This window comes from Cardiobacterium valvarum (genome assembly GCF_900460955.1).
GTDB classification, from domain to species: Bacteria; Pseudomonadota; Gammaproteobacteria; order Cardiobacteriales; family Cardiobacteriaceae; genus Cardiobacterium; species Cardiobacterium valvarum.
The window spans coordinates 1,984,415-2,002,063 of record NZ_UFUW01000001.1; the positions used below are offsets into that span (position 1 = coordinate 1,984,415).

At 58.2% G+C, this 17,649-nt stretch carries 22 protein-coding genes and 1 pseudogene; 4 read left to right on the plus strand and 19 right to left on the minus strand.

The window, feature by feature from the left end; translation table 11 throughout:
- Positions 1–58: 58 nt before the first annotated feature.
- The 16 genes from DY250_RS09745 to DY250_RS09815 form a co-directional block, all read right to left on the minus strand.
- On the minus strand, positions 59–445 hold the full coding sequence (locus tag DY250_RS09745; RefSeq protein WP_115612127.1) for a GPW/gp25 family protein: 387 nt from the start codon (positions 443–445) through the stop codon (positions 59–61).
- Positions 445–681, minus strand: coding sequence for a hypothetical protein (locus DY250_RS09750; protein WP_115612128.1), 237 nt, complete (start codon positions 679–681; stop codon positions 445–447). Before DY250_RS09750 ends, DY250_RS09745 begins: the two co-directional genes overlap by 1 nt.
- The gene (locus tag DY250_RS09755) at positions 678–1,190 is read right to left on the minus strand and encodes a phage baseplate assembly protein V (protein WP_115612129.1); all 513 of its coding nucleotides are present in this window, start codon (positions 1,188–1,190) and stop codon (positions 678–680) included. Before DY250_RS09755 ends, DY250_RS09750 begins: the two co-directional genes overlap by 4 nt.
- Positions 1,187–1,648, minus strand: a complete 462-nt coding sequence (locus tag DY250_RS09760; protein ID WP_115612130.1) for a phage virion morphogenesis protein — start codon at positions 1,646–1,648, stop codon at positions 1,187–1,189. The genes DY250_RS09755 and DY250_RS09760 overlap by 4 nt, the downstream gene beginning before the upstream one ends.
- Positions 1,645–2,058 (minus strand): phage tail protein, encoded by a 414-nt coding sequence (locus DY250_RS09765; RefSeq protein ID WP_115612131.1) that lies wholly within the window; start codon positions 2,056–2,058, stop codon positions 1,645–1,647. Before DY250_RS09765 ends, DY250_RS09760 begins: the two co-directional genes overlap by 4 nt.
- Positions 2,042–2,251 (minus strand): TraR/DksA C4-type zinc finger protein, encoded by a 210-nt coding sequence (locus tag DY250_RS09770; protein WP_115612132.1) that lies wholly within the window; start codon positions 2,249–2,251, stop codon positions 2,042–2,044. Before DY250_RS09770 ends, DY250_RS09765 begins: the two co-directional genes overlap by 17 nt.
- Complete coding sequence (locus tag DY250_RS13770; protein ID WP_147293505.1) at positions 2,212–2,427, minus strand: hypothetical protein; 216 nt, start codon at positions 2,425–2,427, stop codon at positions 2,212–2,214. Before DY250_RS13770 ends, DY250_RS09770 begins: the two co-directional genes overlap by 40 nt.
- Positions 2,363–2,782, minus strand: a complete 420-nt coding sequence (locus tag DY250_RS09775) for a hypothetical protein (RefSeq protein ID WP_115612133.1) — start codon at positions 2,780–2,782, stop codon at positions 2,363–2,365. Before DY250_RS09775 ends, DY250_RS13770 begins: the two co-directional genes overlap by 65 nt.
- Entirely contained in the window at positions 2,772–3,263 is a 492-nt protein-coding gene (locus DY250_RS09780; RefSeq protein WP_245951099.1) for a lysozyme, read from the minus strand. Before DY250_RS09780 ends, DY250_RS09775 begins: the two co-directional genes overlap by 11 nt.
- Complete coding sequence (locus tag DY250_RS09785; protein ID WP_115612134.1) at positions 3,223–3,651, minus strand: hypothetical protein; 429 nt, start codon at positions 3,649–3,651, stop codon at positions 3,223–3,225. The genes DY250_RS09780 and DY250_RS09785 overlap by 41 nt, the downstream gene beginning before the upstream one ends.
- A gap of 2 nt (positions 3,652–3,653) precedes the next feature.
- Positions 3,654–3,854 carry a tail protein X gene (locus DY250_RS09790; protein WP_115612135.1) on the minus strand — a complete coding sequence of 67 codons (201 nt, stop codon included), beginning with the start codon at positions 3,852–3,854 and terminating at the stop codon, positions 3,654–3,656.
- A 12-nt stretch (positions 3,855–3,866) separates the two neighbouring features.
- Entirely contained in the window at positions 3,867–4,307 is a 441-nt protein-coding gene (locus tag DY250_RS09795) for a head completion/stabilization protein (protein ID WP_115612136.1), read from the minus strand.
- Positions 4,304–4,507, minus strand: a complete 204-nt coding sequence (locus tag DY250_RS09800) for a helix-turn-helix domain-containing protein (protein ID WP_115612137.1) — start codon at positions 4,505–4,507, stop codon at positions 4,304–4,306. Before DY250_RS09800 ends, DY250_RS09795 begins: the two co-directional genes overlap by 4 nt.
- A gap of 168 nt (positions 4,508–4,675) precedes the next feature.
- Positions 4,676–5,359 (minus strand): phage terminase small subunit, encoded by a 684-nt coding sequence (gene gpM / locus DY250_RS09805; RefSeq protein WP_115612138.1) that lies wholly within the window; start codon positions 5,357–5,359, stop codon positions 4,676–4,678.
- A 3-nt stretch (positions 5,360–5,362) separates the two neighbouring features.
- A complete protein-coding gene (locus DY250_RS09810) occupies positions 5,363–6,379 on the minus strand; it encodes a phage major capsid protein, P2 family (RefSeq protein ID WP_115612139.1) in 1,017 nt (338 codons plus the stop codon).
- A gap of 9 nt (positions 6,380–6,388) precedes the next feature.
- The gene (locus tag DY250_RS09815) at positions 6,389–7,168 is read right to left on the minus strand and encodes a GPO family capsid scaffolding protein (RefSeq protein ID WP_115612140.1); all 780 of its coding nucleotides are present in this window, start codon (positions 7,166–7,168) and stop codon (positions 6,389–6,391) included.
- Here DY250_RS09815 and DY250_RS09820 point away from each other — a divergent pair.
- Together DY250_RS09820 and DY250_RS09825 are read left to right on the plus strand one after the other, a co-directional pair.
- Positions 7,118–9,088, plus strand: a complete 1,971-nt coding sequence (locus tag DY250_RS09820; protein ID WP_245951100.1) for a terminase large subunit domain-containing protein — start codon at positions 7,118–7,120, stop codon at positions 9,086–9,088. The two genes, DY250_RS09815 and DY250_RS09820, sit on opposite strands and share 51 nt — an antisense overlap.
- A 15-nt stretch (positions 9,089–9,103) precedes the next feature.
- A complete protein-coding gene (locus DY250_RS09825; RefSeq protein ID WP_115612141.1) occupies positions 9,104–10,144 on the plus strand; it encodes a phage portal protein in 1,041 nt (346 codons plus the stop codon).
- A 1,628-nt stretch (positions 10,145–11,772) separates the two neighbouring features.
- Here the strand turns inward: DY250_RS09825 and ppc are convergent.
- The gene (gene ppc, locus DY250_RS09830) at positions 11,773–14,544 is read right to left on the minus strand and encodes a phosphoenolpyruvate carboxylase (RefSeq protein ID WP_115612142.1); all 2,772 of its coding nucleotides are present in this window, start codon (positions 14,542–14,544) and stop codon (positions 11,773–11,775) included.
- Here ppc and DY250_RS15130 point away from each other — a divergent pair.
- Together DY250_RS15130 and DY250_RS09840 are read left to right on the plus strand one after the other, a co-directional pair.
- Positions 14,543–14,986, plus strand: coding sequence for a hypothetical protein (locus tag DY250_RS15130; RefSeq protein ID WP_245951101.1), 444 nt, complete (start codon positions 14,543–14,545; stop codon positions 14,984–14,986). The two genes, ppc and DY250_RS15130, sit on opposite strands and share 2 nt — an antisense overlap.
- 5 nt (positions 14,987–14,991) lie before the next feature.
- A pseudogene (locus DY250_RS09840) lies at positions 14,992–15,341 on the plus strand (PfkB family carbohydrate kinase).
- A gap of 7 nt (positions 15,342–15,348) precedes the next feature.
- Here DY250_RS09840 and DY250_RS09845 read toward each other — a convergent pair.
- Both DY250_RS09845 and truA read right to left on the minus strand, forming a co-directional pair.
- Positions 15,349–16,863 (minus strand): NAD(P)H-hydrate dehydratase, encoded by a 1,515-nt coding sequence (locus tag DY250_RS09845; protein ID WP_115612143.1) that lies wholly within the window; start codon positions 16,861–16,863, stop codon positions 15,349–15,351.
- Positions 16,850–17,647 carry a tRNA pseudouridine(38-40) synthase TruA gene (truA, locus tag DY250_RS09850; RefSeq protein WP_115612144.1) on the minus strand — a complete coding sequence of 266 codons (798 nt, stop codon included), beginning with the start codon at positions 17,645–17,647 and terminating at the stop codon, positions 16,850–16,852. Before truA ends, DY250_RS09845 begins: the two co-directional genes overlap by 14 nt.
- Positions 17,648–17,649 lie beyond the last annotated feature (2 nt).

Below are 17,649 nucleotides of genomic sequence, written 5' to 3' on the forward strand. Positions count from 1 at the left end.
CATTGCATGCGGGCGAGCGGCGGATTTCCACAAACGCGGATTGTGGAAATTAAGTCGGTTATTGGAGGATGGCTTGCGCCTGCAATTCGGCGTCATCGAGCAGGCGGGCGCGATAGTTGAGGACGGTTTTGCCGTCCATGCCGACCTCGATAATCGCGCTCTCCAACGTGACGCGCGGCTCCCAGCGGGTAGCCGCATCGACCAGCGCAGCGGCAAGGCGCAGGCGGTTGGCCGGGTTCATCGGCGCGTCGATGAGGGCAAAGAGGTAGCTGCCGTATTCGCGCCGCTGGATGCGCGAACCGATGGGCGTCGTGAAGATGTCATGTAACGATTGACGGATGGCGGCCAGTTTGTCGGCGACCGATCGGCCGTTGTCGCGGCTCATGTCGGTTTCGGCAAAGGCGCCGTTGCCGGGGCGGGTATCGGCTTGTTGTTCGATGGGCATTATTTTTGCTCCCATAACGCTCTTGCGTGTTCCATTGCCGCCGTTGGGGTGAGATGAACCAAACCGTGCTCCAGATTGCGACAGTCCAGCGGCAAGCTAAACCAGCGGCGGCTTTCGGCTTTCGGATAGCCGTAGCCGAAATGCGGCATGAAATATTTTTGCCCGAATTTTGGCGCTGTCCGTTCGGGAGCGGGGTATGCAATCACGCGGTGGATGGTTTGCGCGATGGTGGTCATTGTGGTGCCCCGGTGCTGGCGCCGCCGGGCATGACGCCGGGGTGGGTGTGGGTGTCGCCGATGTTGGTGCCGTTGTGGGTGAGGGTTTTGGATTCGATTTTGACCGCCTTCGCGCGTAGGGTGATTTCGCCGGGGGTGTCAATCAGCAGCTTTTGCCGCTTGCTGTCGTACTCGACGCGGGTGCCGTCCTCAAATTCGAGGCGGTCAATCCACGGACGGTCATCAACCGGGATGTCCGGCGCGGGGACGTCATCCGACCACAGCATGCCGACGACAGTGGCGGTGTTGTAGTCGCCGCCGTCCACGGTGAGGATGATTTGCGCGCTCTCGCGCAGCGGCAGCCAATGGCGGTAGTTATGCGATATCCACGCCGGGAATGGCAGCCAGTTGGTGGTGATGTCGCCGGTCTGCGCGCGGAATTGCCGCGCCTCCCAGTCGATTGCGGCGACGGTGGCGATGCGCAGCACGTTGTTGGTCTGGCGGGGGATGTCGGCGCGAAGAAAACTCATGGGTTGGTAATCATGTGGAGGTGGCGAAGCAGGCTCTCGCGGATCATCGCCTGATCTGCCTCATTGATGCCGAGCAGTTCGCGGCGCGGGTATTGGGCGATGCCGTAGCGTAATTGCTGGGACTTCCCGTAATGGTGGACGTTGGCCAGATAGCCGTCACGACCGAAAAACCCGACGCGCACGCCGTCGCCGATGAATTTTTGCCGCAGGTGGCCGCGCTGGCGCAGCTTGAGCATCATCTTGCCCTTGCGCGCACGGCGGCGCTCTTGTGGTTTGCGCTCCAGCCATGTTGAGCCGTCCGGCGTAGTCTGTGCGCCGATGCGGCGAGCATTGACGCGGCGCAAGTCCTCGCCGATGCGGCGTAATAGTTGCCGCTGTTCGGCAGGCGAGAGGCGGGCGACCGTGACGGCAATCCAGCGCTCCAGCGCCTCAAAGTTGCTCTCCATCGTAATTATCACGGGTACACCTTGCGGTCGATATGGGTCGACGTGCAAACATCCATGTGGATACCGTCGGCGGCGTTGCGGACGTGGTAGTTGTCGGTGAGACCGCTGACGGTAATCAGCAGGTCGGCACGCTCGTCGTCCAAAATATCCGCCTCAAATTTGAGTGCGTCTGGTTTGTGGCCGGGTTGGGCATTGTGCAACCACTGGGCGACCATCCAGCAGGCGGCAGCCGGCGAGCCGTGGTACTCGACAATCAGCACTTCGGCGCTGTATTCGAGGCGCAGATTGTGGTTGGTCGCTTGGTCGGGATGCTCGTAATGACTGCGCACCGTGCCGGTTTTGACGCGCACGGTGAGGTCTTCCGGCTGGATATTCAGGCCGCTTTCGAGCAGGGATTGTCGCAGGTCAGCGATTTTTTGCATGGCGTTCGTGGCGGGCTTGGCATTCGGTGCAGCGTGTGGCCGAGGGATAGGCGCGGCGGCGGGCATCCGGGATGGGGTCGCCGCAATCTTCGCATTCGGCGCAGCCGGGGGCGGCGGGGATGCGGCGGCGGGCGGCGAGCGCTTGCGCGCGGTTCATTTCCTCGATTTCGGCGGCTTTGTCGGCGATGTCCATTGGCTGCGGGTGGTGTTAATCCAGTCGGTGGCATAAGCATGGCGGGTTTGGCAGTCGCGGTATTGGGTGGTGGCACGGCTGATCCAATCGATGAGGTCGCCGAGGCTGCCGTCATTGAGTAGCGGCAGGTCGGCGCAGGGGCGCAGGGCGCTCACTTCGACCGGCGGCGGGGGCAATACCGGCGGGCTGGGTGGCGGGACGTATGTGCTGGTTGAGCAGGCTGACAGCGCCAGACTCAAGGCAAGGCTTTTGCCGGTCAATCGTTGCAAGGTAGGCATTGAGGGTGTCCCCGGTTTGTTTCAGTTGGGATTGAGTGCGTTCGTGGTTGGCCGCGAATTCGGCGGCGAGTACGTCGTAGCGCATCAGTTGCACGTTGTGGCGGTCAATGGCTGTTTGCAGCTCGCCGACAAAGGTCTCCAGCTGTTGGCGTTGCACGCTCGCCTGTCCGGCGCGGTAGGCATAGCCGACCGAGGCGATGTTGTAGGCAATCAGTACCGCCGCACTCATGATGGCCAGCGGTTTAGACAGCATAGGGTGTCTCCCATTGGCGCGCTTCTTCTTCGCGGCGCAGGCGGAGGACGGGTTTGCCTGCGGCGTATATCCAGCGGTGCAACTGTTCGGGTACGGCGGCGTAATCGCCCGCGTTGAGTTTGCGCAACAAAGTGGACTTGCGGAAGGCGTTGATACCGACGTTGAAAACAAAACTGACCAGTGTGTCGAACTGGTGGTCAGCCAGCTCGACCTTGACCAAATCGCTGACGGCGGCCTCGGCGAGGTCATTGTCGCGGTCAAAGAGGCGGGTAATCTGGTCGTTGCTCAAACCGTCGCGCCAGCGGATGGCCTCGCCGTCAATCCAGATTTTGCCGCTGGTTATCTCCGAGCGAGTGAGCAGGTGGCCGACGCCGATGGTCGGCAGACCTGCCGTGTCGTAATACATTTTGCTGCGGCTGCCCTCGCGGGCGAGCAGGGACTTAATGCCGGTTTGGGTCATTTGGCGGGTTGCTTTGGTCATGGTCATGGCTCCGTAGTTTTGCGAGGATGGCGAGGATGTCGGTTTGCTGGTAACGCTCCAACGTGTAAAAAATGGCGCGCACCGCCGTCCAGCCGGGCAGGCCGCACAGAAAATAGATAGCACCTGCCTGCATCCCGGCTAGTTCGTCGGCGAGCGGTTGCAGGTTGAGGTAATGGCTGATGACGTAGCTGCCGAGGCCGATTGAGCACATGACGGTGCTGATGATGGCGCTAAACCATTCACGTGGGCTTTTCGGCTGCGCCATCGTCATGACGACGATGCTGGCGGCGACTGGGCCGATGATGTAGATGAGGATTTTGGTGAGTACTGCGCCGAGGGCGGGTTGCGCCGCGCCACCGAGGGTGCTGTTGGTAATCGGGTCGGGCATGGTTATTCCCAAAGTTTGACGGTGGGCGCGGGCTTGGCGGCCGGGGTGCGCGGAATATGGATGGGCATCCCCTCGGCCAACCGTGGCGAGTGCAAGGCGTGCGGGTTGGCCGCCATAACTTGCGCTATCGGCGCGGTGTTGCCGGTAATACGGTAGAGGACGTCGTCGAGGGTTTCGTGCTGGTGTGCGTAAGCGGTTTGCATTCATGGCGCTCCTCATATCAGGACGATGGTCGCGCGGCCGCGTCCCATCAGGCTGCGCAATGCCTCGCGCGAGCGTTGCAGCGCAGTATCAATGCGGCTTTCGAGGCCATCGGCACGGCGGCTGCCGCTGTCGGTGGTGTCGATGTCGCGGTATTGCTCCAGCTCATACGCTTTGGCGAGTTGCCACACCGCTTGCCGGTAGCGCTTGGTGTCGCGGCCTGCGGCGAGCGTGGCGGCGGTCTGTTTCGCGCGCCACGGTTTCAGCTCGTCGGTGATGTCGAGCGTGGCGCAGTTCAGGATTTCGGCGCTGCGTGCCGGGCTGACGTTATCGTCCACGCGCATCCGCAATTTCCATTCGGCGACAGACAAAGGCGGATAAAAATCATCCGGCGGCGCAATCAGGTCTTCATTCGGTTTCGGATTGCCGGGGCCATGCGGGATAACGACGCTCATGATTCCTCCGACGCATTGAGCGCTTTGAAATATTCGGCAATCTTTTTGGCCAGCGGTAGCGATACAGCTTTGCGGCCTTCTTCGATGCCAGCTAATTGATGCACGGATATATTTAATTCCGCCGCCATTGCCTTTAACGATTGCTTTGCGGTTTTCCGTGCCGCCTTAATCGTTTCGCCGAATGTATTTAATTCGCTCATGACAAAATCCTTTGAAAAGGTGCGTGGTTGATGACGGTAACAGGAGAAAACCCGCCATCCCTGCCACGCGCAGGATTCCCAAAGGTGCGCGGTTGCAGCGGGCAAAGGTAGGGAAACTGACTGAAAGCCTTTGCGCCGCCGCGCCCCGCGCGGGCTGGGTTGAGAGGGTTATTGCGGCTGGGCTGTCGCGTCTGCCTCCGCCATTTCTTTTTCGAGTTTGGCAATCAGCGGTTTCGCGCCAACTTTGGGGTTGAGTTCAACGGCGCGGCGCAGGTGGGCGAGCGCACGCTCGTTGTCACCCTCGGAATACAACGCTTCGCCGATGGCGCGGTGCAGTTTGGCGAGTATCTCGTCCACCATGTCGTGGCCGCTGATGGTCTCCAAAACATCGCCCAGTTGCAGCGCGCTGATGGGCGGGATGACGCCATCCGGGGTCTTGAGCCATGCCTCGGCTGCCATTTCGGCGAACACGGCGGGGGCGCTGCGGGCAAAACTCTCCGGGGCGGGCAGGTCGTGACGGACAAGGTAATCACCAACGCGCAAGGCGCGCTCGATGTCGCCGACGTCGAAACACCACGGCAACATTTGGCTGATGACTGGGTCATGTGCGCCGCTGTCGGCTGCGAGTGCGCCGTCGATATAGGCGTTCCAGTTTTCTGCCATCAGCTCGGCCTTGCGTTCTTGGCGGCGCTCGGTGGACTGGATTTCCTTGAGTTGCCGCTTGTCTTGCGCCAGTTGCGCCAGCGCTAGTTCATGCGCGCTGCCGCGTACCGGGGTTTCTTCCACGGCGGCACGTTCGGCGGCGGCGCGGGCTTCTTCGCGTTGTTTGTGCAATCGTGCAGGGCTTGCCATGTCTTACTCCCATCCAGAGCCATCCGCTTTCGGGACGAGGATGCCCTCGACCAGACAACAGGCGTCGTAATCTTCAATGACGTAGCATTCATTCATGCTGCGGTATTCCTCAATCCGGTCTTTTTTCGGGTTGTCGAGGTAATACAGGCGGGTCGAACCGGCTTGCGTATAGACGGAAAGGTTGGACAACGGCGTAATCATGAAGGCGTCGTCCGGGAAGAATGGCACCGCGATGGTTTTCAGCCCGCCGAACAATTGGCTGACCATCAAACTTTCCAGCGCGCGGCGTTCGGTCGGTTTGTCGCTGTCGCCAATCAAATGCAGGTATTTGTCGGTCAGCAGTTTGCGCCCGGCAATGACAACCAGCTCGCCGTCGTGATACCACGGCTCAATCAGTTCGTGCGCGGCGTCATAGACGGCGGCATCAATGTTTTTGTAGTCATGGCCGGTAATGTTGCCGATTTTTTTGCCATTCATTACCGCGCTTGCTTTGTGTGCGCGTAATTGTTGCAACCAACCGATATTGACATCTTGCAGTTTCGGGTTGGTGGTGCGATTAGTATCGGCAGCAACGGATGTGCCGTTAAAACCAATCATCAAACGGTCGCGCGCAATCTGTTTGCTGGTCGCCAAGCGCAGCAATGACTGAAATTCGGGACGGTGGCGCCAACTGTCGAGGGTGTTGTAGCGAATATGCGTATCGAAGTTGGTTTGCTCGCAACGGTATTTGTCATTGGACAATGTTTTGACGTCGCGTGTTTGTCGTTCAGCATTACCGCTGGTATCGGTACGCCCGGCGATGGTGCTATTGACGCCAATGAAGACTTTTTCGCCTTCTTGTTGGTCAACGGTAATGTGGTTAATCAGCGACAGGAATGGGCTGGATTGCTGAATTTTTTCCAGCAATTTTTGTTCAACGGATGGTTCGACGTTGAATTTCTGTGTGGCATCGGCAACATGGTTTAATTCTGCGATGCGGTCCAGGAATTTGTTGAAATGTTCGCGGGTTTGCTTGTGCATTGGTAGTCCTTAGCAATCGGTTTGGATGTCGGTCATGCCATTGGCAATGGGACGCGGGGCAGCAAATAATTGCGCCGGTTCGGGCGGATTGGCCGGGGTTGTATCCATTGCCTGTTTTAATTCGTCGAATTGTTTTTGCAGCCCGGCAAATTGGCTTTGCAGCGCATCAATCTCGCCCTGCAATATTTGTTTGCCCGCGCTGTATTCATTGGCGACGGTGGTAATGGCTTCTTCAATTCCGGCGAACCGTTTGCCGTTGTCTTTCTCCGCGTCTTCCTGTTTGGAAAATATCGCCCTGATTTTGTCCATGATGCTGGGCGACGGTTTTTCCTCGTCGCTCAAATCGGCCTGAACATAATCGGAAAACAAATGTTCCGGCTCTTTTTGGATGGCGCTGAAGGAAAGGCGGCTGGTGCCGGTGCTGGCCGGACTGTCGGTTACAGCCAATCCGACAAGATATGCTTCGCCGGTATCGGCAAATCTCGGATTGATTTCAATCGAGGTGTAAACCTTTTGCCCCGCCTGATTGATTTTCACCAGTTCGGGGGTCGGGTTAATCGCGGCGAGCAGGACGGTTTTGCCGTCCCTGTTTTTTTCGGTTTTGAGGGCGGTAACGTCGCCCAATGCCGGGAAAGCGCTGTCGGCATACAGGCCACGGATATGCTCCAGCCAAATGCGCGCGCCGTATTTGGCGGGGTCGTAATTCTTCGCCATTTGTTCGAGCTGTTCGCCGTTGATGTGGCGGCCGTCAATGGTTGCGCCTTCGGTGGCGACAATGTGGTATTTCACTTTTTCTCCGGGTCAGGTGATTCGGTGGCACGATTGTTGTCGCCTTTGCTCCTGCACTCAATCGGCGCGTTTCCACAATGCGGGATTGTGGAAATAATGCTCTTTTGCCCGCGTGCGCGCCTGTCCATCATGCGCGGCATGACTACTTTGCTTCATCCTGATTTATCCCCTGAAAAAAATGCCCGCCTTTTATTCTGGCGGGGTTTTACTTGTGCGGAAATCGCCCGTCTAATGGGTATCCCCGATACCACCGTGCGCTCGTGGAAAACCCGCGAAGGGTGGGACAGGGCGCCCATCGCTCGCCGTATTGAGGAGCAAATCGACGTGCGCCTCGCCGTCCTCGTCGCCAAAGATGACAAATCCGACAAGGACTACAACGAAATGGACAAACTCGCCAAAATCCTCGAACGGACGGCACGGATTGGTCGTTATCAGGACGGCGGCAATGAGGCAGACCTGAATCCCAATGTGCGCAACCGCAATGAGGGGAAACGGCGAAAGGCGAAGGAGCGTGGCAATTCTGGCAAGATTGATGCCGATATGGTTGCTGAATTAAAGCGAGCGTTTCGGGAGCGGATGTATCCGCATCAAATGGCGTGGTACGAGCACTCGAAACAGTATGAGATGCGGCAATACGTCAAAAGCCGCCAAATTGGCGCAACGTATTATTTCGCGCAGGAAGCGTTATTGACCGCGCTGGAAACGGGCAAAAATCAAATTTTTATTTCTGCGTCCAAGAGTCAGGCGCATATTTTCCGCAGCAATATTATTGCATTTGTTGATGAGGTATTAGGGGTGCAGCTCAAGGGTGAGCATATCAAGTTATCGCCCAGCACCACCCTGTATTTTCTCGGTACCAACTCCAATACAGCGCAATCGTATTCCGGCGATTTGTACATTGACGAATATTTCTGGATTCCACAATTCAAGAAAATCCAACACGTCGCTTCCGGGATGACGGTTCATGATGACCGCCGTATTACTTATTTTTCTACACCCTCGACCGTTACTCATGAGGCCTATCCGTTATGGACGGGAGCAGAATTCAACAAAGGCCGCCCCAAAGCCGAACACATTGATTTGGACGTGTCGCATAAGACACTCAAGGATGGGCGGTTATGCGAGGATGGCTATTTCCGCCAAGTAATTACCATTGAGGACGCCATTAACAGCGGCTTCGATCGGGTAACGATGGAAAAACTGCGGATTAAATTCCCGCCGGGGCAGTTTGAAAACTTGCTCATGTGCCAATTCGTCAATGACACGGACAGTATTTTCAAAATGGCGGAATTGCAGCGCTGCATGGTTGATGCGTGGACGCTGTGGAAGGACTACACCCCGCTCGCCGCGCGCCCGCTCGATGACGCGCCGGTGTGGATTGGTTACGACCCCAGCCGCTCGCAGGATGATGCCTCTTTGGTGGTTATCGCACCGCCACGGGTTGAGGGCGGGGTTTTCCGCATTGTGGATAAGCAGAGTTTCAACGGTCTGGATTTTGACGGGCAAGCGCAAAAGATTCGCGAATTTTGCAGCATTTATAACGTGGCCAATATTGCTATTGATGCCACCGGTATTGGGCAGGCAGTTTATGACTTGGTGCGCCAGTTTTATCCGCGCGCCAAGAAAATCATTTACACCGTTGAGGCCAAAAACGAAATGGTGCTGAAAGCGAAGCAGCTCATCCACCACGGTCGTCTGCAATGGGACGCGGGGTGGACAGATATTGCCCATGCCTTTTTGACCATCCACCAAGCGCAGACAGGCAGCGGGCGGCAGGTTACTTACAAGGCAAGCCGCACCGCGACCACCGGTCATGCGGATTTGGCATGGGCAACGATGCACGCGCTTATCAATGACCCGCTCGGCGAGATTGCGACGGCGGGTTTTTCCGGCAAACGTGGTTTTGCCCGTATTTTTTAATTTTCGGAGTATTTGATGTTCAAAGGTAAAAAAATAGCCGCGTCTACGGATAAGCAGCGGATGTTTTCGTTTCAATGGGCGGGCGAGGAAATCGAAGTAACCGGCGCGATGCTGTTACAGTATCTTGAATGTGCCTTTAATGGTGAATATTACGAATTGCCGTATTCTATAGATGCGCACGCCAAATATTATTATTCACTGCTCTATATCCGCAGCGCCTTGCAGGCAAAGGCCAACATCCTCACCAGTTGCTACCAGCCACACGAATTATTGCCACGACAGGAATTTTCAAAACTCATCATGGATTATTTGTGGTTTGGCAATGCCTATCTTGAGCGCTCGTATGCGCGCAGCGGCAAATTATTGGCTTTGCGCCATTCCCCGGCAAAGTTTACTCGCCGCAGCCGCGATAACCGTTACCGATTTATCATCCGCGACCTTAATTTTTTCAGCGGCTACGCCATTCACGATTTCCCCAAAGGCTCAATTTTTCATTTATTCGAGCCGGATGTGAATCAGGAAATTTACGGTGTGCCGGAATGGTTGCCCGCCATCCAGTCGGCATTACTCAATGAGGCTGCAACCAAATTCCGTCTGCGCTATTACCGCAATGGCTCGCACGCAGGCTATATCATGTATTTGACAGATGCAAATATCAATGAGGCGGATATTGACACCTTGCAGGAGCAATTGAAATTGTCGAAAGGACCGGGGAATTTCCGCAATTTGCTGTTGTACGCGCCCAATGGCAAACCGGACGGCATCAAGTTGCTGCCGATTTCCGAAGTTGCCGCCAAAGACGAATTTTTCAACATCAAGGCGGTGTCGCGCGACGACCAACTCGCCGCCTGCCGTGTGCCACCGAACCTGATTGGCATCGTACCGACCAACAGTAGTGGGTTCGGCAGCATTTCAGACGCGGCAAAGGTGTTTGCCCGCAATGAGGTCAGGCCATTACAGGACCGGTTTTTGCAAATCAACGATTGGCTCGGCGAGGCGGTCATCGCCTTCGAGGCCTATGAGATCGGGGCGCTCGACCCAACCGAACCATCATGATTTGCGTCGCCTCAAATGAGGACGAAAAACAGGAAACGCCGGGGATGCCCGGCGTTGTTTTTGTTCAGAATTTGTAAACGAGGTTGTCCTCGTATCGCGCCGTCTGGTTGAGAGTGGTCTTGACGCTGATGGTCTGGTATCCGGCGAGGTGTTCCACCACTGCGGCGTCGCCGTCTTCTCTTTGGTTGCCGCCCCGCGTGCGCCTTTGCCGTATTAGACGGCAGCAAAACAGCCCAGCGCACTGGGGGCGACAGGCCTGTCACTTTACGCCGCTCCGCGCGTGTAGTCAGTATGTTCGTTTCCACATTCCGCATTTGTGGGGATCTTTTGCGCTCTTATTTTTCGTCCGGTCGCAGGTGCATTCCCGCGCGCGCAAAAATAAGCCATCCATAAAATTTGATTATCATTTAGGTTAGATTTCTCATCTAAAAAACCGCATCACACCTACCGGCGACCACCATCATGAGCAGCACCTACACCCGCCGCTGCGCGCTCAACTCCGCCCCTCGCCCGCCGCCTCTTCGTGGGGGGTATCACATTTTTGCGATTTCCCGGTCAGCCGCCGCCCGTAGCGGGGGCGTGCGGCGAACAAACACACCGAAAAGCGACGCGCATCGCAGTAGCAACGATGCGACGAAAATGAGCCGATATGGCTCTTTTTTTTTTGGATTTTTCTCCAACGAAGCAGGGGGGTTGCGGGAAAAGTGTAATATCCGTAAAGCCCCATTTTATGAGGGGTTATCCTTTTGTTATCAATGAATATTTGAGATTACAAAAAAGTGTAATTTTTTGTAATCAAAAGTGTAATCTGACGTAAGTAATTGTTTTTAATAGACGCTCAAATTACAAAAAAAAGTGTAATCTGCTTACACTTTAATTACGCTTTTTTTACACTTTGACGTTCTGGGATTTCCTTTTGTTTTTATATGGTTGCAAGCGATTTTTCGACTTTTTACAGTTATTACACTTTTCCCGACACCCCCCAAGACTTTTGGGAGTGCATTGCCATACGTGCGCGTGCGCGCGCGATACGTCGTATGATTAAGTGTAGTAATTTATGTAGTACCGTCTAGGATATATAAATTCGTATCTAATGAGATTTATGGTGTTTTTTGATAAATTCGATTCCGACCCCAGCCTCCACACCCACTTATCAGCCCCTATCAGGGGCTTTTTTTATCTGTAAAAACCGGTACTTATCAAAATATTTCCCCTCACGGACCATCAGGGAATACCCTCAAGCGCAGATAATACTAATCCCAGAAATTAAGGTAAGAAAGCGGTGTACTGCTTGGTTACCGCGACAACTGCCTTGAACGCGAAGGTACGTACCTACCCCGCGTTATCACCGTTGCTGTGCAAGACCAACTACGCCGTATCACATTACCTGCCTTGCCTGTTCCAACCGTCGTATCGGATTACTGCTGCGACCTCGAACGCGAGCCAACGAGCAGCTTCATGGAGCAGCTACTCCCCCGTGCCTGCCATTCGGGCCCTGTTGCTCTTGCTGAGCTTTCTCAATCCATAGCAGAACGATCACTATGCACTGCATAAATCTGGGCTCCCTCTGTCCGGCGCATGAAAAAGCAGGCTTGCGCCTGCTTTTTTCTTGGTGAGTGTGGAGTATTTCAACCCGTGTTGCGCAAGCCTGCGGCCAGTGCGTTGATGGAGCGGATGAGCGGGTCGTTCACGTCCGCGTCTTCGCCGTTTTTCGCACGGCTGCGGCGCAAGAGCTCGATCTGGATGTGGTTAATCGGGTCGAGGTAGGGGTCACGCCAGCGCAGGGAGGCGGCAAGGCGCGGCTGGTGTTCGAGCAGGTGCTGCTGCTTGAGCACACCGTTCAGGCCGTCCAGGGTTTTTTGGTATTCGTCTTTGACGGCCTGCATCACGGTGGCGCGCAAGGTGTCGTCCGGGCAGAGCTGGCTGTAGTTTTCGGCGGTTGCCAGTTCGGTTTTAGCGAAGGCCATTTCGATGTTGCTGATGAAGGCGTCAATGAACGGCCATTGTTCGCGCATTTCGTCCATCAGTGGGCGGTCTTCGGTGCGGATGGCAGAGAGCGCGCTGCCAACGCCGTACCAGGCAGGCAGCATGAAGCGCGCCAGCGACCAGCCAAAGACCCACGGGATGGCACGGATGGTTTCTTTGGTCGGCGTGCCTTTGCGGCGGTGGGCCGGGCGTGAGCCGATGTTGAGCAGGCTCAGTTCGCGTACCGGGGTGGCGTCCACGAAGAATTGGTAGATGCCGTCGGTGCGGTCGGTGAGGTCGCGGTAGCTTTTTTCGCTGGCATCCGCCATGCGTTCGATGATGGTTTCGTACTCTGCGAGTCTGGGCGGGGTTTTGGCGAAGCGGGTACTGCTCGCTTTGAGTGCGCCGGTGATGCCCATGGTGAGTTCGTACACGGCGGTTTCAGGGTTGGCGTATTTGGCGTAGAGGACTTCGCCCTGTTCAGTGAATTTGATTTCACCTTGCAGGGTGCCGGGCGGCTGGGCGGCGATGGCGTGGTGGGTGGAGCCGCCACCCCGGCTGACGGAGCCGCCGCGTCCATGGAAGAGGCGGGTTTTGATGTGGTATTTGCGCGCGATGGCGAGGATGTTTTGCTGGGCGCGGTAGAGTTGCCAGGCGCTGGTGAGGATGCCGCCGTCTTTGCTGCTGTCGGAGTAGCCGAGCATGATTTCCTGGGTGTCACCCTGGGTGGCGAGCAGGGCGCGGTAGCCGGGGTTGTCAAGGAGGACGGGCAGGATGTTGTCAATGGCCTTGAGGTCTTCGATGGTTTCGAAGAGCGGCGCGATGGGCAGTGCGGCGTAGGGCCGGCCTTCGCTGTCTTGGCCGGAGAGGCCGGCGAAGCGCATCAGGAAGAGGACTTCGAGGATGTGGCTCGCGTGGTGGGTCATGGAGATGATGTAGCTGCCGAAGGTGTGCGGGCCGACCAGGTCGCGCAGGCGGGCGATGGTGCGCATCAGCGCGAGTTGTTCACGGGTCTCGGCGCTGAGGTTGTTCTCGAAGATGAGCGGCGCGCCGGGGGTGGCGAGCAGCCGGTTCAGGATGTCGAGGCGCGCGGCTTCGTCGAGGCTGTGGTAGTCCGGCAGGTTGGGCGCATGCGCGAAGATGTCGGCGACGACGTTGGTGTGATAGACGGATTCTTGGCGGATGTCGAGCGAGGCCATGTGGAAGCCGCAGCTGCGCACGAGGCGGATGAGGTCCTGAATGTCGCCATCAGCCTGTTCGGGATCGTGCTGTTTGAGCGCGTCGCGGATGAGGATGAGGTCGTCGAGGAAGTCTTTCGGGCTGTGGTAGGCGTGCTCGGCGGCGGCTTTATCCGCGCCCATGCTCTGGATGTAGCGGTTGGTGTGCTGGATTTTGGCGCGCATCAGCACGAGCAGGCGGCGGTAGGGTTCGTTGCTGTAGTCTTCGGGGTTGTATTCGAAGACGGTAACGCCAAGGCGGGCGTAGTGTTCGTTGCGCGCGTTTACGGCGGGGTCTATGGCGGTGATGCTGGCGCAGTGCAAGAGGCGGTTGCGCAAGTGTTTGAGTTGTTTGCTGTAGTAGCGCAGGACGTTGTCGGCGTGCATCAGCACGGCCTGTTCGGTGGTTTCAAAGGTGACGAAGGGGTTGCCGTCGCGGTCGCCGCCAATCCATGAGCCAAAGCGCAGGAGCGGCGGCAGCACGGTGTTTTTGAGTTCGGGGTAGATGCGGTTCAGTGCTTCGCGCAGGTTGCGGTAGGTCTGCGGGATGGCCTGAAAGAGGCTGGCGTTGAAGTAGTGCAGGCCGTTGTTGATTTCGTCATAGACGAGGGTTTTACGGGTGCGGATTTCGTCAGACGCCCAAAGCAGGTCGATGAGATCCGCCGCTTCTTTGAGGATGCGTTCGCGCGCGGCACTGTTTTCAGCGGTGTGGTCAAGGCGGTCACAGAGGCGGTAAAGGTTTTGCAGGATACTCATGGTGGTGCGCCGCCGTGCTTCGGTGGGGTGCGCGGTGAAGACGGGGATGAAGCGCAGCTGGGTGATGAGTTCGGCGACTTGTTCCGGGGAGAGGTCGTTATCGCGGCATTGTTGCAGGGTGTGGTGGAAGGAGCCTTCCCACAGGCTGCCGGTTTCTCGTGCGACGGCGCGTTCCTGGCGCAGGAGGTCTTCTTCGGCGAGGTTGGCAAGGGCAAAGTAGAGACTGAAGCCACGGATGACGTTTTTCAGGCGATCGTCATCGAGCGCGGCGATGGTGCGTTTCAGGGCGGCACGACGTTCCGGGTTGGGGTTTTGCCGTTCTTCGATGTAGCCCTGGCGCAGGTATTCGATGGTTTGCAGGGTGTCGCTGCCTGCCTGACGCTCGATGGTTTTGCCAAGCAGGTTGGCAAGCAGGCGGATTCTGGCGCGGAGCTGGTCAGCGTTGGGGGCGGTCGGCATCATGATGATGTTTTCTCCTGTTGTTGGATTGATGTCGGGCCGTGATAGTAAACTTTTTTTATTTTTATCGTGCGGGTTTTTGCCTGTGCGCCGCCTGGCGGTGTCTTTGGTGCTATGGTGGCGCCATTATCAGTCCACAATGGAGGTGGACATGAAGCTGTCCCACTATATTGACCACACCCTGCTCGCACCACAGGCAACAACGGCGCTGGCGGGTGCTGCGGTCAAGGTCTGCACGATCATCGGCTTCCCGCTGGGAGCAGACACATCCGCCGCAAAGGCTTTTGCGGCAGCAGATGCAGTGGAGAACGACGCCAATGAGCTGAACATGGTGATGAACATCGGGCTTGCAAAAGACGGTGACTGGGCGGCGGTACAGGCCGATATTGCCGCCGTGGTGCAGGCGGCTGCCGGGTGCCAAACGAAACGGAGCTGTCGCTGCTGACCGGAATGCCGGTGGACAGAGCAGACGACATCCGCAACGCGGCAGCGGCACTGCGCGATACGGGGGTGGAGAACGTCATCGTCACCCTCGGCAAACGCGGTACCTTGTGGCTGGTCGCAGACAGTATGGGCAACACTTCCCGCCGGTCAACGTCACCGCCAAAGACACGACCGGCGCCGGCGATGCCTTTATCGGCTACTTCGCCACCGTGTACGTCAAAACCGGCGACGTGGCACGAGCCATTACCGCCGCTAACCACTACGCCACCGATTCCGTTACCCACCTCGGTACGCAGATGTCCTACGCCGACCGCGAGGCGTTTATTCGTTTTTATCCTGATTTCGCAGAAATGTAGGGCGCTCTCAAGCGGACGCGACGGCAATACTGCGCCAGGCGGCGGGAATAGCGGCGATGATGTCGCTGGCGGTCAGGCTGTTGATGGCGCTTGTTTCCAGGGCGAGATCGGCGGCGAGGCCGTGCAGGTAGGTGCCCAGGCAGGCAGCGGGAAAAGGCGCATAGCCTTGGGCGAGCAGGGCGGCGGTGAGGCCGGCAAGGACGTCGCCGCTACCGCCTTTGGCCATGCCGGCGTTGCCAGTCGGGTTGATGACGGTGGTGCCGTCCGGCGCGCTGATGATGCTGTATTTGCCTTTGAGGATGATGACGGCGTTGAGGCGGGCAGCGAGGGTTTGTGCGGCGGGGATGCGTTCGCAGTCGTGGGCGAGCGCTTTGCCGTACAGGCGGGCAAACTCGCCGGGGTGCGGGGTAAGGATGCTGCGCGGCGGCAGGTGTTGTTGCAGGACAGAATCACGGGCAATAAGGTTGAGGGCGTCAGCATCCCAGAGGATGGCGTGGTCGTGATAACGCGTGCTGAGGTCGGCGATGAAGCCGGCGGTGTCGGAGTGAGTGCCGAGGCCGCAGCCGATGAGCACGGCATCGGCAGGGATGTCACGCTCCAGGCGGGTATTGTGGTCGGGATGCGCGTCGGCGTCGGTCATGGATTCGGGGACGGCGGCATGGTAGGCGCTGCAGCATGTGGCGGGCAAATGGGCGGTGAGCAGGCCGCAGCCACCACGCAGTGCGGCTTGTGCGGCCATGATGGCGGCGCCGGTCATGCCCCGGCTAGCGGCAACGATAAGCAGGCGTCCGGCGTCGCCTTTGTGCGCAAAGCGACGGCGGGGGCGGTATTGGTCACGCAGCCAGGCGGGAGTGAGCCAACGCGCGGCGACGGGGGTGTCGGCGAGGGCATTGCGGTCAAGGTCAATGGGGACGAGTTCCAGGGTGCCGACGTATTCTTCGTTTTCTTGCCAGAGCAGTGCGGCTTTGGGGCAACCGAGACAGAGGGTGCGCACGGCGCGGATGATGGGTTCGGGACTACTGCTGTCGGCGCGCAGACCGGAAGGCAGGTCAATGGCGATGGTCGGTACCGCCGCGCGGTTCATGGCGCGGATGAGGCCGGCATCGGCCGCAGCAAGCGGGCGGTTCAGGCCGACACCATAGAGGGAATCAATCTGGATGCCGCGTGTGGGCGGGGTGTAAGCGGCGAGGTCATATGTGGGGATGAGGCGCGCAAGGCGGGCTGCATTTGCGGCGTGATCGGGGCTGGTCGGGCAGTGTTGCGGATGGTATGCAGTGATGTAATGGCCACGCAGGTGCAGTTGACGGGCAATGGCGAGGCCGTCGCCACCGTTGTTTCCCGCGCCAGCGACGATGGTCCAGTAGCGGTTATCGGGGTAGTGGGCAAGCAGGTGCGCGGTGCAGCGGCTGGCGGCGCGTTCCATGAGTTGCAGTGAGCTGATGTGCTGGCGCTCGCAGGTAAGGCGGTCAAGGTGGCGGATAGCGTCGGCATCGGCCAATGGGATGAGATCAAGGGAAGTCATCGGGTATCCAGGCGTGCGGGGTGGGCGGCAAGTGATAGGCAGGCGGGTAGGTGACGCCGCTGAGGTAGAGACCTTGTGCCGGGGCAGTGATGCCGGCCTGTTTGCGGTCACGGGCAGCGAGAACGGCGGCGGGCCAGCCGCCACTTTGCCGTCCGTCGCCGACGGCAAGCAGGGTGCCGACGATATTGCGCACCATGTGGTGCAGGAAGGCGTTGCCGCTGATATCGACCGCGATCCAGCCGTGCGCTTCGCGGATGTCAATGCGGTGGATGCAGCGCCACGGGGTCTTGGACTGGCATTCAGCGGCGCGGAAGGCGCTGAAATCGTGTTCGCCAACGAGCGGCTGCGCGGCCTGGTGCATGAGCAGGGAGTCGAGTGGCTTTTTGTGCCAGTGGCAGCGCTGCGCCCAGAGCGCGCTAGGCTGAGCACGGTGACGGATGAGGTAGCGGTAATGGCGGGCGGTGGCGCTGTAACGCGCATGGAAGTCGTCAGCAACAGAGGTAATCCACTGCAGGCGGATGTCGGTAGGCAGGTAGCGGTTCGTACCGGCCAGCCAGGCGAAGGGGCTGCGTTCGGCTCGGGTGTCAAAATGCAGCACTTGTGCGGTAGCATGCACACCGGCGTCGGTGCGCCCGGCGCAGGTAGTGGTGATGGTTTCGGCGGCGACCTGGCTCAGGGCACGTTCGATATGTTCCTGAATGGTGGACGCAAAAAAGGGCTGGCGTTGCCAGCCCGCGTAATGGGTGCCGTCGTATTCGACGCCGACGGCGTAGCGTGTGGTCATCG

Excerpts from the sequence above, each read along its gene's own strand:
- DY250_RS09810 (WP_115612139.1), bottom strand. The coding sequence starts at position 6,379 with ATGCACAAGCAAACCCGCGAACATTTCAACAAATTCCTGGACCGCATC.
- truA (WP_115612144.1), bottom strand. The coding sequence starts at position 17,647 with ATGACCACACGCTACGCCGTCGGCGTCGAATACGACGGCACCCATTAC.
- gpM (WP_115612138.1), bottom strand. The coding sequence starts at position 5,359 with ATGGCAAGCCCTGCACGATTGCACAAACAACGCGAAGAAGCCCGCGCC.
- DY250_RS09750 (WP_115612128.1), bottom strand. The coding sequence starts at position 681 with ATGACCACCATCGCGCAAACCATCCACCGCGTGATTGCATACCCCGCT.
- DY250_RS09770 (WP_115612132.1), bottom strand. The coding sequence starts at position 2,251 with ATGGACATCGCCGACAAAGCCGCCGAAATCGAGGAAATGAACCGCGCG.
- DY250_RS15130 (WP_245951101.1), top strand. The coding sequence starts at position 14,543 with ATGATGATGTTTTCTCCTGTTGTTGGATTGATGTCGGGCCGTGATAGT.
- DY250_RS09845 (WP_115612143.1), bottom strand. The coding sequence starts at position 16,863 with ATGACTTCCCTTGATCTCATCCCATTGGCCGATGCCGACGCTATCCGC.
- DY250_RS09790 (WP_115612135.1), bottom strand. The coding sequence starts at position 3,854 with ATGCAAACCGCTTACGCACACCAGCACGAAACCCTCGACGACGTCCTC.
- DY250_RS09755 (WP_115612129.1), bottom strand. The coding sequence starts at position 1,190 with ATGAGTTTTCTTCGCGCCGACATCCCCCGCCAGACCAACAACGTGCTG.
- DY250_RS09785 (WP_115612134.1), bottom strand. The coding sequence starts at position 3,651 with ATGCCCGACCCGATTACCAACAGCACCCTCGGTGGCGCGGCGCAACCC.
- DY250_RS09775 (WP_115612133.1), bottom strand. The coding sequence starts at position 2,782 with ATGCTGTCTAAACCGCTGGCCATCATGAGTGCGGCGGTACTGATTGCC.
- ppc (WP_115612142.1), bottom strand. The coding sequence starts at position 14,544 with ATGATGCCGACCGCCCCCAACGCTGACCAGCTCCGCGCCAGAATCCGC.
- DY250_RS09765 (WP_115612131.1), bottom strand. The coding sequence starts at position 2,058 with ATGCAAAAAATCGCTGACCTGCGACAATCCCTGCTCGAAAGCGGCCTG.
- DY250_RS09745 (WP_115612127.1), bottom strand. The coding sequence starts at position 445 with ATGCCCATCGAACAACAAGCCGATACCCGCCCCGGCAACGGCGCCTTT.
- DY250_RS09800 (WP_115612137.1), bottom strand. The coding sequence starts at position 4,507 with ATGAGCGAATTAAATACATTCGGCGAAACGATTAAGGCGGCACGGAAA.
- DY250_RS09795 (WP_115612136.1), bottom strand. The coding sequence starts at position 4,307 with ATGAGCGTCGTTATCCCGCATGGCCCCGGCAATCCGAAACCGAATGAA.
- DY250_RS09780 (WP_245951099.1), bottom strand. The coding sequence starts at position 3,263 with ATGACCAAAGCAACCCGCCAAATGACCCAAACCGGCATTAAGTCCCTG.
- DY250_RS09825 (WP_115612141.1), top strand. The coding sequence starts at position 9,104 with ATGTTCAAAGGTAAAAAAATAGCCGCGTCTACGGATAAGCAGCGGATG.